Raw genomic sequence first — 14,460 nt, forward strand, 5'->3', positions numbered from 1 at the left:
GCAAGGACCTTCTAAGTCCGAGGTTGCAGGTTCGAGCCCTGCCGGGGAAGCCTGTGGCAACACGGGAAATTTCTTCCGCTGCCCCTATCACGCCTGGTCGTTCAGGACGAATGGCAACCTGCTCGCCATCCCGCTGAAGAAGGGCTACGAGAACACCGGGCTGGAGAACACCGACGCGGTGAAGGGCCTCGCCCCCGTGGCCAATGTGAAGATCTACCGGGAGTTCATCTTCGCCCGGCTCAACGACACGGGCGAGAGCTTCGAGGCGTTCTTCGGCGACAGCCTCTCCTCCATCGACAACATGATCGACCGCTCGCCGGAAGGGAAACTGGTGCTGGAAGGCGCGCCGCTGCGCTACATGCACAACTGCAACTGGAAGATGCTGGTCGAGAACCAGACCGACACCTGCCACCCGATGGTGGCGCATGAAAGCTCCGCCGGCACGGCCGTCTCCGTCTGGGAGAAGGAGCAGGCCAAGGGCGGGCCGAAGCCGATGGCGGTGGAGGTCTACGCGCCCTTCATGGCGCCCTACGAGTTCTTCGAGGGCATGGGCATCCGCGTCTGGCCGCATGGCCACGGCCACACCGGGGTGACCACGTCCATCCACGCCGATTACTCCGCCGTGCCGGGCTATTTCGACCAGATGGTCGAGGCCTATGGCGAGGAGCGCGCCCGCGCCATCTTGGGCGAGAACCGGCACAACACGGTCTACTTCCCGCACATCATGATCAAGGGCCCGATCCAGACCATGCGCGTGTTCCGGCCCCTCGCCGCGGACAGGACGCTGGTGGAGAGCTACACCTTCCGCCTGGTCGGCGCGCCGGACATGCTGTTCGAGCGCACGCTGATGTACAACCGGCTGATCAACGCGCCCACCTCCATCGTCGGCCATGACGATCTGGAGGTCTATGAGCGCGCGCAGAAGGGCCTGGCCTCCGACGCGTTGGAATGGGTGAACGTCCAGCGCCTCTACGAGCCGGGCGAGCGCCATGACGTGACCGAAACCGCCAACGGCACATCGGAGCGCCAGATGCGCAACCAGTTCGCCGCCTGGGTGCATTACATGACCCTGGACATGGCAGAGCCCGCCCGCGTGGAGGCCGCAGAATGACCACCGACACCCTGACCCGCCTCACGCCCGACACGGTGACCGAGGCCGACCTCACCGCCTTCATCTACCGCGAGGCGCGGCTGCTCGACGAGCTGGCTTACGAGGACTGGCTGAAGCTCTACGCGCAGGACGCGCATTACTGGATGCCCGCCGAATGGCAGCAGACCGACCCCCGCCTGCAGGCCTCGCTGATGTACGAGGACATGCTGCTGCTGCGCATCCGCGTGGAGCGGCTGGCCGGGGCGCGCACCTTCTCCCAGAAGCCCAAGAGCCGCTCCCAGCACCTGCTGCAGGCCCCGCAGGTGGATGAGATGAACCCGGCCGCGAACCTGTTCCGCACCTGGACCTCGTTCCATTACGTGGAGACGCGCGGCGACGAGAAGGAGTTCTTCGCCGGCTGGGCGAAGCACGAGATCCGGGTGGAGGAGGGGGCGCTGAAGATCGCGCTCAAGCGGGTGGACCTGCTGAACTTCGACGCGCCCTTCGGCAATATCCAGCTCTTCATGTGAGGCGAGAGAGAATGCGAACCGACGAGACCGTCGCCGTCCGGCTGGCGGAAACCGCTGCCCGCCATCCGGACCGCCCTTTCCTCAACGTCCTGCCGGAGACCGCGGCCGCCTATGGCATCGCGCCGGGCGAGATCACCTATGCCGAGGCGGCCGCGAAGGTGGCAACACTCACCCAGGCTTACCTCGACGCAGGCCTCGGCGGCGACGGCGGGGTGGACCGGGTGGGGCTGCTGCTGCTCAACCGCCCGGAGTTCGTGTTGCATTTCATCGCGATGAACGGCGCGGGCATCTCCATGGTGCCGATCAACCCGGACCTGCGGGCGGCCGAGCTGGAATACCTCATCTCGCACTCGGAGATGAAGCTGGCCGTGGCCGTGCCCGAGCGCCAGGACGACCTGCGCAGCGCCGCCGCGGCCATGGACATCGCCCTTCCGGTGATCGGGCCGGATGAGCCCATCCCCGCCTTCGGGCCGGCGAAGGCGGCGGCCACGCCCTCCTCGGAGAGCGAGGCCGCGCTGCTCTACACCTCCGGCACCACCGGCCAGCCCAAGGGCTGCGTGCTGCCCAACGAGTATTTCCTCGTCTGCGGCGGCGAGTGGTACCGCGACGTGGGCGGCCTCTCCGCCGTGCGCGAGGAGCCGGCGGAGCGCATGCTCACCCCCCTGCCGGTGTTCCACATGAACGCGCTCGCGGTCTCGCTGATGGCGATGATCACCGTGGGCGGCTGCCTCACCGTGCTCGACCGCTTCCACCCCCGCACCTGGTGGCAGAGCGTGCGCGAGAACCGTTCCACCTGCTTCCACTACCTCGGCGTGATGCCCTACATCCTCATGGGCCTGCCGGAGAACCCGGCGGACGCGGAGCATGGCGCGCGCTTCGGCTTCGGCGCCGGCATCGACCCCACGCTGCACGCGCCCTTCCAGGAGCGCTTCGGCGTGCCGCTCATCGAAGGCTGGGCGATGACGGAGGTGGGTGTCTCCGGCTCCATCACCGACGGCCGGCCGGACCGCGTGCCCGGCCGCGCCTGCATCGGCCGCCCCTGGGAGGGGGTGGAGACCAAGGTGATCCGCGAGGACGGCTCGGAGGCCGATGTCGACGAGCCGGGCGAGCTGCTCATCCGCCGCTCCGGCCCGCGCCCCGGCATGGGCTTCTTCCGCGAGTACCTCAAAAACTCCGAGGCCACGGCCGAGGCCTGGGCCGGCGGCTGGTTCCACACCGGGGACATCGTGCGGCAGGACGCGGAGGGGGATTTCTTCTTCGTCGACCGGCGCAAGAACGTGATCCGCCGCTCGGGCGAGAACATCGCCGCGGTGGAGGTAGAGAGCGCGCTCGTCGCCCATCCCGCCATCCGCTCCGTGGCCGTGGCGGCGGTGCCCGACGCGGTGCGCGGCGACGAGGTGATGGCGCTGATCGTGCCGGCCGAGGGCTATGCGGGCAGCGCGGAGCTTGCCGAGCAGATCACCCGCTGGTGCCTCACCCGGCTCGCCTATTACAAGGCCCCGGGCTGGACCGCCTTCGCCGGGAACTGCCGCTCACCGCCACCTCCAAGATCCAGCGCGGGGTGCTGAAAACCCTCGCGGCGGAGCTGGTGGAAAGCGGGCAGGCGCATGACACCCGCGCCCTCAAGAAACGCGACGCGGCGGCATGAGCGCACGCTCCGTCCGCAGCTACGAGGATGTGGTCATCGCCGTCCCGTGTCCGTGCCCTACGTGCGCTACTCACAGGAGAGCGCGCACTGGTGGGTGGCCGCGGCGCTGCGCGGCCTGGTGAAGGGGGCGGGCATCGCCCCCTCCGACATCGACGGCTTCACCGTCTCCTCCTTCTCGCTCGCGCCGGACACGGCGGTGGGCCTCACCCAGCATCTCGGCCTGTGCCCGCGCTTCCTGGAGCACATCCCGATGGGTGGCGCCTCCGGGGTGATCGCGGCGCGGCGCGCGGCCCGCGCGGTGCAGGCGGGGGACGCGGAGATCGTCGCCTGCGTGGCGGGCGACACCAATCACATCGACAGTTTCCGCAGCCTGCTCGGCGCCTTCTCGCGCTTCGCGATGGAGGCGTCCTACCCCTATGGCGCCGGCGGGCCGAATGCGAGCTTCGCCCTGCTGACGGACGGCTACATGCGCCGCTACGGTGCCACGCGGGAGGATTTCGGCCGCATCTGCGTGGCGCAGCGCGCCAACGCGCTCACCTATCCGCAGGCCATCATGAAGAAGCCGCTCACGCTGGAGCAGTACATGGCCGCCCGGCCCATCGCCGACCCGGTGCACCTGTTCGACTGCGTGATGCCGGTGGCCGGCGCCGAGGCCTTCCTGGTGATGCGCGAGGAGACGGCGAAGGAGCGTGGCCTCGCCTATGCCCGGCTCTCGGGCGCCATCGAGCGCCACAATGCCTTCCCGGAGGACCCGCTGCAACTGCGCGGCGGCTGGGAGCGGGACGTGGCCGATCTCTGGTCTGCCGCCGGCTGCCGGCCGGACCAGGTGGATCTCGTCCAGACCTATGACGACTACCCGGTGATCGTGATGATGCAGGTCGAGGACCTCGGCCTCTGCGCCAAGGGCGAGGCGCCGGAATTCCTGCGCGGCCATGACCTCACCAACGCAGGCACGCTGCCGCACAACACCTGCGGCGGCCAGCTCTCGGCCGGGCAGGCGGGGGCGGCGGGGGGCTTCATCGGCTTCGTGGAGGCACTGCGCCAGGTGACGGGGCAGAATCTCGCAGCCCCGGTGCCGGGCGCGCGGCGCGCCCTCGTCTCCGGCTTCGGCATGGTGAATTACGACCGCGGGTGTGCACCGCCGCCGCCGTTCTGGAGGCCGCATGACCGAGCGCACCCCCCTGGCCCCGCCGCCGCGCAAGGACCCGACGGCCGTCACCCGGCTGGCGCATCGCCCGCCGGGCATGCCCAGTCGCGCCGGGCTGTGCTTCGCCGCCCATGCCGCGCGCGGCACCTTCGCCCTGCAGGAGTGCACGGAGTGCGCGGCCCGCCTCTGGCCGCCGCGCGACGCCTGCCCGCACTGCCTCTCGGCCGACATCCCCTTCACCCCGGCGCCCGTGGGCGGCGAGGTGATCGCGCAGACCACCGTCCGCGTGACGCATGAGCTGTTCTACCGTGATCGCGGGCCCTGGCGCGTGGGCACTGTGAAGCTCGACTGCGGCCCGGTGGTGACCGCGAACCTGCACCGGGACGTGGCCACCGGCGCGCGGGTGCGGATGATCGCCCGGCTCGACCTTGCCGGCACGCCGCTGATGATGGCCCTGCCGGAACAGGAGACCCCGCTCATGGACGAGGACCCCGCCCTGCGCACCCTCACCGCCCATCCGCGCCACCGCCGGGTTCTGGTCACCGACGGGCGCAGCGCCCTGGGCCAGGAGCTGGCCCGCGCCCTGCTGAAGGCCGGGGCCGCGAAGGTGTTCCTCGGCGTGGCCGAGGGCTGGAAGCCGCTGCCCGGGCGTGACCGGCTGGAGGCAGAGGCGGGCATCGACATCGTGCCGCTGGACCTCACGGACACGCGCTCGGTCGTCGATCTCGCCGGCGCCATCGGGGGCAAGACCGACATCGTGGTGAACACGGCCGATCACGTGCGCCCCGGCAGCGTGATGGGCCAGAGCGTGGCCCTGGCGCAGGAGGCGTTCGAGACCAATGTCTTCGGCCTCCAGCGCCTCGCGCAGGTGTTCGGGCCGGCACTGCTGGGCCGGGCGAACGACGGGCTGAACAACGCGGTCGCCCTCATGGATGTCACCCCGGTGCAGGCGCTGTCGAACTGGAATGTCTACGGCATGCACTCGGCCTCCGCCGCGGCCCGGCTCTCGGTGCTGCAGGGGCTGCGCGCGGAGATGCGCGAGGGCGGCATCCGGGTGATGAGCGTCTTCGCCGGGCCGATGGACGATGACTGGCACCAGGCGGTGCCACCGCCGAAGCTCGCGCCCCGCGCCGTGGCCGCCGCGGTGGTGGCGGCGCTGTGCGAGGGCATCGAGGAGAGTTTCGTGGGCGACGTGGCGCAGGACGTCTTCGCCCGGTTCCGCGCCGACCCGAAGGTGCTCGAGAGGGAGTTGCAGCGATGACCGGCGTTCTCGGAGACCTTGCCCTCGCGCTCGCCAGCGGCGCGGTGGAGGTGGTGGACCTCACCCATGCGCTCACCCCGGATTTCCCGGTGATCGTGCTGCCGCCCGAGTTCGGGCAATGCGCGCCCTTCCGCATCGAGGAGGTGAGCCGCTACGACGCCCGCGGCCCGGCCTGGTACTGGAACAACATCTCCATGTCCGAGCACACCGGCACGCATTTCGACGCCCCCGCCCATTGGGTGACCGGGCGCAACCAGCCCGGCGGCACGGTGGACGCCGTGGGCCCGGAGCGGCTGGTGGCCCCGGTCTGCGTGCTCGACATGTCCGGCCCCTCCACCGAGGACCGGGACTTCATCATGACCGCCGATCACGTGGCGGCCTGGGAGGCGGAGCACGGCGCGATCCCGCCCGGCGCCTGGGTGCTGATGCGCACCGACTGGGCGAAGAAGGCCGGCAGCCCCGCCTATGTGGGGCTGGAGGCCGACGGCGCGCATTCGCCGGGCCCGGACGCCTCGGCCATCGAGGCGCTGCTCGCGCGCGGCATCATCGGCTTCGGCACCGAGACCGTGGGCACCGACGCAGGCCAGGGCGCGCATCTCTCGCCGCCGTACCCGGCGCATTCGCTGCTGCACGGCGCGGGCAAGCTGGGCCTGCAATGCCTCGCCGGGCTCGATCGCCTGCCGCCGAAGGGCGCGATGCTCATCGCCCCGCCGCTGAAGATCGCGGGGGGCTCCGGCAGCCCGCTGCGCGTGCTGGCACTTGTTCCCAAGGAGGGGTCATGACCCATACCGTTCTCATCACCGGCACCAGCTCGGGCATCGGCGAGGTTCTGGCGCGCGAGATGCTCGACAAGGGCTGGAAGGTGATCGGCCTGGCCCGCCGCCGCGCCGGCTGGGAGCACCCGGAGTTCGACCAGATCTCCGTCGACCTGCTGGACCCCGCCGCGGTCGCCGAAGTGGCCGAGGGGCTGAAGGGCCGGGGCGTGAGCCATGTGGTCCACAACGCCGGGCTGATCTATCCCAATCTGGTGGAGGACGCGAAGCCGGAAGAGCTCGCCGCCCTCACCCAGCTCCACCTCGCAGCCCCTCTGGTGCTCACCCAGGCGGTGCTGCCGGAGATGCGGGCGGCGAAGTTCGGCCGCATCGTCTTCGTCACCTCGCGCGCCGCGATGGGCGTGCCCACGCGCAGCGCCTACTCGGCCACCAAGGCCGGCGTGCACGGCATGATGCGCACCTGGGCGCTGGAGCTCGGGCCCGACGGCATCACCGTGAACACCGTGGCGCCCGGCCCGATCCTCACCGACAATTTCTGGGGCATCGTGGACAAGGGTTCCGAGCGCGAGAAGCGCATCGGCGAGCAACTCCCCGTGCGCCGGCTGGGCACCTCGGAAGACGTGACCCGCGCCGTGCAGTTCTTCGCGGACCCGGCGGCAGGCTTCGTCACCGGACAGGTGCTGTTCGTCTGCGGCGGGGGCAGCCTCGGCGGCCTGTCGCTCTGACGCAGGGGGCGGCGCGCCCGGCCATCGCGCCGCGGCGGGGCCTCGGCCGGCTCCCCCTCCCTCGGGGCGCTTCCCCCCTCAGCCCTCCCGGCGGAACGCCCGAACGCCGCATGTAAACCCCGGGGGCGTGGATCTCGTGCCCCGAGGGGCGCATGACCGTCGTCGCGCGGGGGCGGAGGGCTCAGGCGTCGCCGCGCAGCTGGTCCACAACGGCCTCGCGGTCGATCAGGGACCACACCTCGGACACCCGCTCCTGCGTGACGGTGTAGAACACGTTTTCCGCGAAGCACACCCGCCGGCCGTTCACGGGCAGGCCGAGGAACCCCGCCTTCGGGTGGCAGTCGAACCAGAGCCGGGCCGCCACGACAGGCGGATCGGCCGCCAGCAGGCGGACCTCGAAGCGCAGGTCCGGGATCGTCGCGACATCTCCCTCCAGCATGGCCCGATAGCCGGCGAGGCCCAGCGGCCGGCCGTTATGGCGCACCGAGTCGCCGACGTACTCCCCCAGCCGCGCCCAGTCCCGCGCATTCAGGCAGGCGATGTAGCCGTGGTAGAGCGCGGTGAGGGCCGCCGGGTCCATGCCGGCCGCCTCAGCTCAGCGCCGGCGACAGCCGGTCCACCAGGTCATGTGCGGTGAGATCGGCGCGCAGGGGCGTGACGGTGATGTGGCCCTCGAGAGCCTCGCGCGCGTCGGTGCCGGGCGCGGAGCTCGCGTTGTCATGGCCGTGGGTGAGCCACAGGTAGGTGCGCCCGTTCGGCGCCACCTGCCGCTCCACCCCGAAGGTGGCGGAGGCGCGGTGGCCCTGGCGGGTGGCCTTCACGCCCCGGACATCCCCGGCCGGGCAGGGCGGGAAATTGATGTTGTAGAACACGCCGTAGCGGGTTTCCTCCCAGATGTCCGCGGCGAGGATCTGGCGGATCACCCGGGCGCCATGCGCGCGCGCGGCCGCGAACGGGTCCTCCAGGTGGCGGTTCTCCGGCCCGAAATACTGCGACATCGCAATGGCGCGGCGCCCCTGCAGCGCGGCCTCCATCGCTCCGCCGATGGTGCCGGAATAGAGCGTGTCCTCGGCCACGTTGTGGCCCCTGTTCACGCCGGAAAGCACGAGGTCCGGCTGGCAATCGGCCATCACCTCGTAGAGCCCGGCCATCACGCAATCCGCCGGCGACCCCTCCACGGCATGGCGGCGCGGCCCGAGCGGCTCCAGCCGCATGGGGCGGATGTAGGACACGCAATGCCCGACGCCGGATTGCTCGAAGGCCGGGGCGACGACCCAGACCTCCCCGTCGGGCCCGGCCAGCTCATGCGCGATGGCTTCCGCCGCCTCCAGCCCGGGGGCCGAGATTCCGTCGTCATTGGTGATGAGAATGCGCATGTCCTGCTCCTTCTGGGCTGCCTTGCCGTCTTAGGGGGCGGGGCGGAGCGCGTCCAGTCCGCGAGGGGCAAACAGGCACTTTGCAAAGCCGGACCGGTCCTGTAAGCAGCCTTCGATGCCCCAGCCGCGCCCGGCGCGCAGCGCTTCCGGCCCCGTAGCTCAACTGGATAGAGCAAGGACCTTCTAAGTCCGAGGTTGCAGGTTCGAGCCCTGCCGGGGCCACCACATCAGACCTTCAGCACGTCTCGACCGGCCTCGATAAGCCTTGCGTATCAGAAACATGGCCGGATCTTGTGTCTTGCCCGGTGTCAGCGGGCACAGGGTCGCCGTACATCTCACAGCATGTGGGGGATTTGCTGGCAGGAATATCTCCCACAGTCTCGGGCCAGAGTACCTCATTCGGGATTCGGAGGATTTCGACACCTCCGGACCCCTCAGGGATCTGAAGATCAGGGCGCTGTCCGGCAGCCACGAGCCAGGCGGGTTTGCAGACGGCGGCGGGGTGTTCCTCCCTGGCCACCAGTTCATTCGCACGACTGCGCGGGCGGTGGGGCCGGGCCACGCCCCGGGGGCTGCCTCCGTGAAGGGCCCCCGTGCGCGGCTGCCGGCTGTGGCTCACGCGGTCGGCACGGTTCCCCCGTCGATCACGTATTCGGTGCCGGTGATGCTGGCCGCGCGGTCCGACGCGAGGAAGGCGATCAGGTTGGCGACCTCCTCCGGTGTCGACGGACGGCCGAGGGGGATGCCTCCCAGCGCGTCCATGATGATCCGCTTGCCGCCCTCGAGATCGGTGCCCGCGTCGCGCGCCAGACGCTCGGCCAGCCGCACGGAGGCATCGGTGCCGATCCAGCCCGGAGCCACGCGCACCACCCTCACGCCTCCGGGCGAGACCTCGCGGGACAGGCTCTTGCTGTAGACCGAAAGCGCGGCCTTGGCGGCGGCATAGCCGGTGGTCGCCTCGGGCAGGGGCATCAGGCGCTGGATCGAGGTGACATGGATCACCACGCCCGCGCCCTGCCGGAGCATCCCGGGCACCAGCGCGCGGTCCAGCCGCACGGCGGGCAGCAGGTTGAGGTTCAGCTCCGCCTGCCACTCCGCCTCGCCGAGCGCCGCGAAGCCGCCACCGGGCGCGGAGGAACCGCCCAGAAGGTGGACGATCACGTCCACGCCGCCCATCCGCTCGTGCACCGCTGCGGCCACGGCTTCGCATCCTTGCGCGCGGGTGAGATCGGCGGAGACGAACATGTCGTCGGGAAGGTCGTCGGGGCGGTTGCGGGCGCAGGTCAGCACCTCGGCGCCGAGCGCGCGGAACAGCGCCACCGTGGCCGCGCCCGTGCCCTGCGTGCCGGCGGTGATGAGGGCGCGCTTGCCCTCCAGTGTCAGGAAACCGGACATCAGCGGATCTCCAGCCCGGTGATGCGGTCGCCCGCCAGCCGGAAGCTGAAGGTGAGCACCGCGGGGCTGCCGGGGAAGTCGCCGCTCACCCGGGCGCGGACAACGGTCCTGCCGTCCGCCTCGGCGATCTCCAGCGGCTCGGCCGTGTGGCGGTACCGGGCGTGGGAGGCCTGCCACCAGTCGCGTATCTCCTCGGGGCCGCGGCGGATTTCGCCCTCGTCATGGACGGTGGCATCCGGCGCGAAGGCGGCAGCCAGCGCCGCGCCGTCCCGGGGCGCCCGGGCGGTGAAATAGGTGTGGATGGGTGGGGGAAGGGTCATCGGGTCGCTCCTCTTCATGCTGCCCGGACCATACCGCTTGCCCGGCGAAGCGATAATCGGGATAAAATGGCATCTGAAGATGACAAAAACGGGATAATCATGGACACCGGGCTGAAGGGGCTGGAGGCCGTGCTGGCCATCGCGCGCCGGGGCAGTTTCCGCGCGGCGGCGCTGGACCTCGGCATGTCGACGACGGCGCTTTCGCATGCCATCGCCCGGCTGGAGGCCGGCCTCGGGGTGCGGCTGTTCAACCGGACCACCCGCAGCGTGTCGCTCAGCGATGCCGGGCGCGACTTCGTGGAGCGGGTGTCTCCGGCCCTGGCGGAGATCCGCGCGGCCATGGCGGCCGCGCGCTCGCAGCGCGTGACGCCGTCGGGCCTGCTGCGCGTCAACGCCTCCGTGCAGGGCGGGCGGGAGATCGCGCCGGTGGTGCTGGCCTTCCTGCGCCGCTACCCGGAGATGCAGGTGGACCTGGTGACGGAGGGGCGGCTGGTCGACATCGTCGCCGAAGGCTTCGACCTGGGCATCCGCCCCGCGGACCTGGTGCCGCGCGACATGATCGCCCTGCCGCTGGGCCGGCCGCAGCGCTACGCCGTGGTCGCCTCCCCGGAGTGGCTCTCCACCCGCCCCGTGCCGGCGACCCCGGGAGACCTGCGGCCCGCGGACTGCCTGCGCGTGCGCCTGCCGAACGGCGCGCTCTTCCCCTGGTACTTCGAGCGGGACGGCGCTGTGGTGCATCTCGACGCGAAGGGCCGGCTGACGCTGGACGAAGCCGCCATCGCCCGCGCCGCGGTGCTGGAGGGCGCCGGCATCGGCTTCTTCATCGAGCAGGATGTCAGCGGAGACATCGACGCCGGCCGCCTGGTCCGCCTGCTGGCGGACTGGACCCCGCCACGCCCCGGGTTCAGCCTCTACTACCCCGGGCGGCGCAACCCCTCAGCCGGCTTCGCGGCCTTCCTCGCGATGGTGCGCGAGGCGGCGCACCGGCGGCGCGTGCACGGCTGAGCCGGCGGGGGCCGTCTCCGGCGCGCCGGCCGGCAGGAACGACCGGGCGCGCCGCTCCGGCGGCCGCGCCTGCCCATCATCCGTCGCCATCAGGGCGTGCTCCGGCCCGCGCCGGGCATCGGGCCTGGGCATGCCGCCGCTCGCTGGCTGGCGGGCCGCGTCATGCTGCACGGTGACGCCGGCCCCGCGCGAGGCCGGAGGAAACCACGCCCGCCGCCCCTTCTCAGGCCGACGGCCGACCGGTCTGCCGCGGCAGGGGCACTTCGGCCGGCGGGCTGTGGGCCGGGGAGGTGAGGTTGGCCGGGCGCAGGGTTTCGGGCGACAGGCCGCAGATATGCGCAAGGCGGATCGGCGGGGTGGGAACGCTCAGCGTCGCGAGGCGGTTGATATTCTGCGGCCCGCCGAGGCAGTGCAGCGCGCCGGGAAACAGCGCCCTGTCGCCCGCGTGCCAGGTGTGGGCACTGCGGTCCGTGCGCCGGATGATCAGGTGGTTGAACGGATCGAGGTTGAACACCTTCCAGCCGGTCTGGATCGCGTTGGTGTAGAACAGGTAATCCTCGCCGCGGTCGATATGCTCGATGAAGCGGATTTTCTCGAACACTTCGCGGCGGAAGCATTGCGTGGACCCGGTTCCGTAATATCCCAGCTGCCGCGCATCCGCGAAGTACCGGGCATGACGGGCGAGGAAGATCCGGTTGAACGTCTCCGAATAGAAGAACACCGCGGATTTTCCCGCCATGTCGGCGTTGCTTGACTGCATGGTGCGGATCGCGGTGGTGACGTAATTGTCGTAGTAGATGTCATCGGCATCGAAACGCACCATGTAGGCGCCCTCGGCGGCGTCAGCGGCGGTGTTGAGAAACTCGCCGACACGCCTGCCGTGATGATGGAGCACCTTCACCGTGGCGAGGCCGCTCATCGCCGCCTCCACCGCCGGATCTCCGCACAGCGGGCCATTGGCCACCACCACCGCCTCCAGGTCCGGCCAGGTCTGCCGCGCGATGCAGTCGCGCAGGTTGGGCAGGTCCGCCGCCCGGTGCACGGGGGCGAGGATGCTCACCTTCGGCGTGTCGCCTCCGGCTTCAATCATCCGCTGGTGCATGATCTCGCACAGGTGGCGTTCGCTGTTGACGAAACTCAGGCTCGTGGGGTCGGAGAGCACGTCCATCGCGGTTGCGGAATGCACGCGCAGGCGCTCGGCCACGGCCGGATCGGGCACGCTTGCGGCGATGCTGGCGCCGTGCTCGGCCAGGAACAGCCGCAACTCATGCGCGGGGTAGCCCTGGTCCAGGAAGGCGGCGCAGCGCTGCGCGAAGGTGGCCCGGTCAGCGGAGCTGTCGGCCAGGCTGAGGCCGAGGATCAGGCTGCTCGGCGTGTCCTCGTCGACCATGCGCAGCGCGCGCAGGCGGTTGATGACGAAGGCGCGGGTGGCCGGTGTCTCCTCCACCGTGGGCATGCGCAGGATGCGGATGAGGTGGTGGGTGTCAAGCTCGGCCTCCGGCGGGATCCTGACGAGCTCGGCCCGCACCAGGTCATAGCGGCTCGTCTCGATGCAGGCGCCGCAGAAGAAGATGAACTCCCGCGCGTTGAACTCGAAACCGGGCGCGGCGCTGTCCCTGAGATACCTTTCGATGATGCCCTCCATCTCACCCCCGGTGAGCTGAAGCGCGCTGCGCAGTTCACGCGAGAAGCTGAATTCGCCGCTGGCGAGCAATTCGCGCTGGAATTCCAGCAGGTTGTCCTCGGAGAGGAGGATCTCCTGCAAGGCCAGCAGGCTGTTCCCGACAAGGTCTTCCGGCAGGATCGACATCAGGCCCACCGAGAGCATGCGCCGCGCCTTCGCCGCATCGCCCGAGGCCATGGCGGCCCGCGCGGCGAGCATGTAGAGCGGCGGCCGGGCGACCCCCGCCGCCAGCACCCGCTCCACCCAGTAGAGGGCTTCCGACGGACGCCCGCCGTTCCACATGCCCCAGGCGAAGGCGATCATCACCCGCGGATCGGTGAGACTGTCGCCGTAGCGCAGGATCAGCGCGTCGGTGAGCGGCTCCTTGTGCCGGACCTGTTGCAGCACCGGCAGCAGTGCCGCCACGTCGTCGCCGAACCTGTCCAGGTGCCGATAGAGCAGGACGATGGCGGCGTCGGGCTCCTCCTGCGCGCAGGCGAGCGCGATGCCCCACTGCTCGACAGCCGCAACCGGCGGTGTCCACAGTCGCGCCCGGGCGAGAAACGCCTCCGCGCCGGCCATGTCCTCCGCCTTCACCAGGGCCTCGATCTCGAGTGCTGCCATGCGCCGGCGCAAGCCCGGGTTGGAGGCGAGGCGCTCGAACAGGGGCAGCGCCGCCGCCGCCTTCCGGGCGTTCAGACAGGTGCGCACTGCCGCGCGGAACAGCTTTTCCGGCGGCGCGCTTTCCGGGAACGGATCCAGCAGCACACGTGTCGCCGCCTCCGGCCCCTCCAGCGACGCGCATTGGGCCGCCCGCTTCAGCAGCGCATCGTGGACCGGCTCGGCATGGACGTGTTTCGGCATCTCTTTCTCCCGTTGGGCAAAGCATGGCATGGCGGATGCGGCTGCAGGCGCGCCCGTTCTGTCGCGCCGGTATCGCCGCGCGCGGACGGAGTTCACGGCTCCGGTCCGTGCGAGCAGCACGGCCTGGTGTCGAAGCTCTGTGGTGATTGTTCCGGAGAAATCTCTCCGGCGCGTTGATGACCTGCGCCCCCCCAAAAAAAATCATGCAGTCATCATCTCGATCAGACCGGAAATTCCACTGCGGTCACTTCAGTGCGACGACACCCGCCCCTGCGGCGCCTGGCGTCATCACGGGAAGTATCTTTCCGAAAGGGTTAAATATCAATTAAAATAATACTTATTGAAAATCGGGGTCCTCCGATTTCCCATGAATATCTTGACCTTAGTCAGGTCGTATACGGCGTGACGGGAAGCGCACATTCTGTAAATGTGGGTTCCTAACTGTATCGTTTCTGGTGTCGTCGGAACTCTCGGCACTCCGACGGCGGACGGGGAGTGACGGTATTGCCGCATCTTGCCCCGAGGTGCGCCGCTGAGCGCGCAGTCTGAGGGCATTTCGGCGCTGCCGGAGGCGTTTACGTGGACGGACGGGCCGCTCCCGGCGCGCCAGCCGGGACGAGCCCGGGCCGGCACGTGAACGACCCGGCCTGCGGACCGGACCTG

12 protein-coding genes, 1 tRNA gene and 1 pseudogene are annotated in these 14,460 nt (G+C 70.3%); 9 read left to right on the forward strand and 5 right to left on the reverse strand.

All coding sequences use genetic code 11. The features are described 5' to 3' along the window. Nucleotides 1-178 precede the first annotated feature (178 nt). From FDP22_RS13340 to FDP22_RS13370, 7 genes and pseudogenes are all read left to right on the forward strand, one after another. Nucleotides 179-1,111 (forward strand): RHO alpha subunit C-terminal catalytic domain-containing protein, encoded by a 933-nt coding sequence (locus FDP22_RS13340; RefSeq protein ID WP_239031773.1) that lies wholly within the window; start codon nt 179-181, stop codon nt 1,109-1,111. Further along, nucleotides 1,108-1,620, forward strand: coding sequence for an aromatic-ring-hydroxylating dioxygenase subunit beta (locus FDP22_RS13345; protein ID WP_138574353.1), 513 nt, complete (start codon nt 1,108-1,110; stop codon nt 1,618-1,620). Before FDP22_RS13340 ends, FDP22_RS13345 begins: the two co-directional genes overlap by 4 nt. Nucleotides 1,621-1,631: 11 nt before the next feature. After that, a complete protein-coding gene (locus FDP22_RS13350) occupies nt 1,632-3,188 on the forward strand; it encodes an AMP-binding protein (protein WP_239031774.1) in 1,557 nt (518 codons plus the stop codon). Between the two features lie 744 nt (nt 3,189-3,932). Next, nucleotides 3,933-4,325: pseudogene (locus tag FDP22_RS25365) on the forward strand (thiolase C-terminal domain-containing protein); the annotation flags it as partial. 106 nt (nt 4,326-4,431) lie between these two features. Further along, entirely contained in the window at nt 4,432-5,676 is a 1,245-nt protein-coding gene (locus FDP22_RS13360) for an SDR family NAD(P)-dependent oxidoreductase (RefSeq protein WP_138574359.1), read from the forward strand. Then, on the forward strand, nt 5,673-6,458 hold the full coding sequence (locus FDP22_RS13365; RefSeq protein ID WP_138574361.1) for a cyclase family protein: 786 nt from the start codon (nt 5,673-5,675) through the stop codon (nt 6,456-6,458). The genes FDP22_RS13360 and FDP22_RS13365 overlap by 4 nt, the downstream gene beginning before the upstream one ends. Continuing rightward, a complete protein-coding gene (locus FDP22_RS13370) occupies nt 6,455-7,174 on the forward strand; it encodes an SDR family NAD(P)-dependent oxidoreductase (protein ID WP_138574363.1) in 720 nt (239 codons plus the stop codon). Before FDP22_RS13365 ends, FDP22_RS13370 begins: the two co-directional genes overlap by 4 nt. 181 nt (nt 7,175-7,355) lie before the next feature. Here FDP22_RS13370 and FDP22_RS13375 read toward each other — a convergent pair whose 3' ends face one another. Together FDP22_RS13375 and surE are read right to left on the reverse strand one after the other, a co-directional pair. Continuing rightward, on the reverse strand, nt 7,356-7,754 hold the full coding sequence (locus FDP22_RS13375; protein ID WP_138574365.1) for an ester cyclase: 399 nt from the start codon (nt 7,752-7,754) through the stop codon (nt 7,356-7,358). A gap of 10 nt (nt 7,755-7,764) precedes the next feature. After that, the gene (gene surE / locus FDP22_RS13380) at nt 7,765-8,550 is read right to left on the reverse strand and encodes a 5'/3'-nucleotidase SurE (RefSeq protein WP_138574367.1); all 786 of its coding nucleotides are present in this window, start codon (nt 8,548-8,550) and stop codon (nt 7,765-7,767) included. Between the two features lie 148 nt (nt 8,551-8,698). On the opposite strand from surE, the gene FDP22_RS13385 reads away from it, so the two are divergent. Then, nucleotides 8,699-8,775: transfer RNA gene (locus FDP22_RS13385), tRNA-Arg, on the forward strand. A 390-nt stretch (nt 8,776-9,165) separates the two neighbouring features. On the opposite strand, the gene FDP22_RS13390 is transcribed toward FDP22_RS13385, so the two are convergent. Together FDP22_RS13390 and FDP22_RS13395 are read right to left on the reverse strand one after the other, a co-directional pair. Then, nucleotides 9,166-9,945, reverse strand: a complete 780-nt coding sequence (locus FDP22_RS13390; protein ID WP_138574369.1) for an SDR family oxidoreductase — start codon at nt 9,943-9,945, stop codon at nt 9,166-9,168. Next, the gene (locus FDP22_RS13395) at nt 9,945-10,265 is read right to left on the reverse strand and encodes a nuclear transport factor 2 family protein (protein ID WP_138574371.1); all 321 of its coding nucleotides are present in this window, start codon (nt 10,263-10,265) and stop codon (nt 9,945-9,947) included. The genes FDP22_RS13390 and FDP22_RS13395 overlap by 1 nt, the downstream gene beginning before the upstream one ends. A 99-nt stretch (nt 10,266-10,364) precedes the next feature. On the opposite strand from FDP22_RS13395, the gene FDP22_RS13400 reads away from it, so the two are divergent. Then, nucleotides 10,365-11,270, forward strand: coding sequence for a LysR family transcriptional regulator (locus tag FDP22_RS13400; RefSeq protein WP_170317697.1), 906 nt, complete (start codon nt 10,365-10,367; stop codon nt 11,268-11,270). A 223-nt stretch (nt 11,271-11,493) separates the two neighbouring features. On the opposite strand, the gene FDP22_RS13405 is transcribed toward FDP22_RS13400, so the two are convergent. Then, nucleotides 11,494-13,797, reverse strand: a complete 2,304-nt coding sequence (locus tag FDP22_RS13405) for a glycosyltransferase (protein WP_170317698.1) — start codon at nt 13,795-13,797, stop codon at nt 11,494-11,496. Nucleotides 13,798-14,460 lie beyond the last annotated feature (663 nt).

This window comes from Paroceanicella profunda (assembly GCF_005887635.2).
Taxonomy (GTDB): Bacteria; Pseudomonadota; Alphaproteobacteria; order Rhodobacterales; family Rhodobacteraceae; genus Paroceanicella; species Paroceanicella profunda.

What these genes read in the sequence shown, in the direction of transcription:
- FDP22_RS13360 (WP_138574359.1), top strand. Translation starts at nt 4,432, where the DNA reads ATGACCGAGCGCACCCCCCTGGCCCCGCCGCCGCGCAAGGACCCGACG.
- FDP22_RS13405 (WP_170317698.1), bottom strand. Translation starts at nt 13,797, where the DNA reads ATGCCGAAACACGTCCATGCCGAGCCGGTCCACGATGCGCTGCTGAAG.
- FDP22_RS13395 (WP_138574371.1), bottom strand. Translation starts at nt 10,265, where the DNA reads ATGACCCTTCCCCCACCCATCCACACCTATTTCACCGCCCGGGCGCCC.
- FDP22_RS13390 (WP_138574369.1), bottom strand. Translation starts at nt 9,945, where the DNA reads ATGTCCGGTTTCCTGACACTGGAGGGCAAGCGCGCCCTCATCACCGCC.
- FDP22_RS13375 (WP_138574365.1), bottom strand. Translation starts at nt 7,754, where the DNA reads ATGGACCCGGCGGCCCTCACCGCGCTCTACCACGGCTACATCGCCTGC.
- FDP22_RS13350 (WP_239031774.1), top strand. Translation starts at nt 1,632, where the DNA reads ATGCGAACCGACGAGACCGTCGCCGTCCGGCTGGCGGAAACCGCTGCC.
- FDP22_RS13400 (WP_170317697.1), top strand. Translation starts at nt 10,365, where the DNA reads ATGGACACCGGGCTGAAGGGGCTGGAGGCCGTGCTGGCCATCGCGCGC.
- FDP22_RS13370 (WP_138574363.1), top strand. Translation starts at nt 6,455, where the DNA reads ATGACCCATACCGTTCTCATCACCGGCACCAGCTCGGGCATCGGCGAG.
- FDP22_RS13345 (WP_138574353.1), top strand. Translation starts at nt 1,108, where the DNA reads ATGACCACCGACACCCTGACCCGCCTCACGCCCGACACGGTGACCGAG.
- FDP22_RS13365 (WP_138574361.1), top strand. Translation starts at nt 5,673, where the DNA reads ATGACCGGCGTTCTCGGAGACCTTGCCCTCGCGCTCGCCAGCGGCGCG.
- surE (WP_138574367.1), bottom strand. Translation starts at nt 8,550, where the DNA reads ATGCGCATTCTCATCACCAATGACGACGGAATCTCGGCCCCCGGGCTG.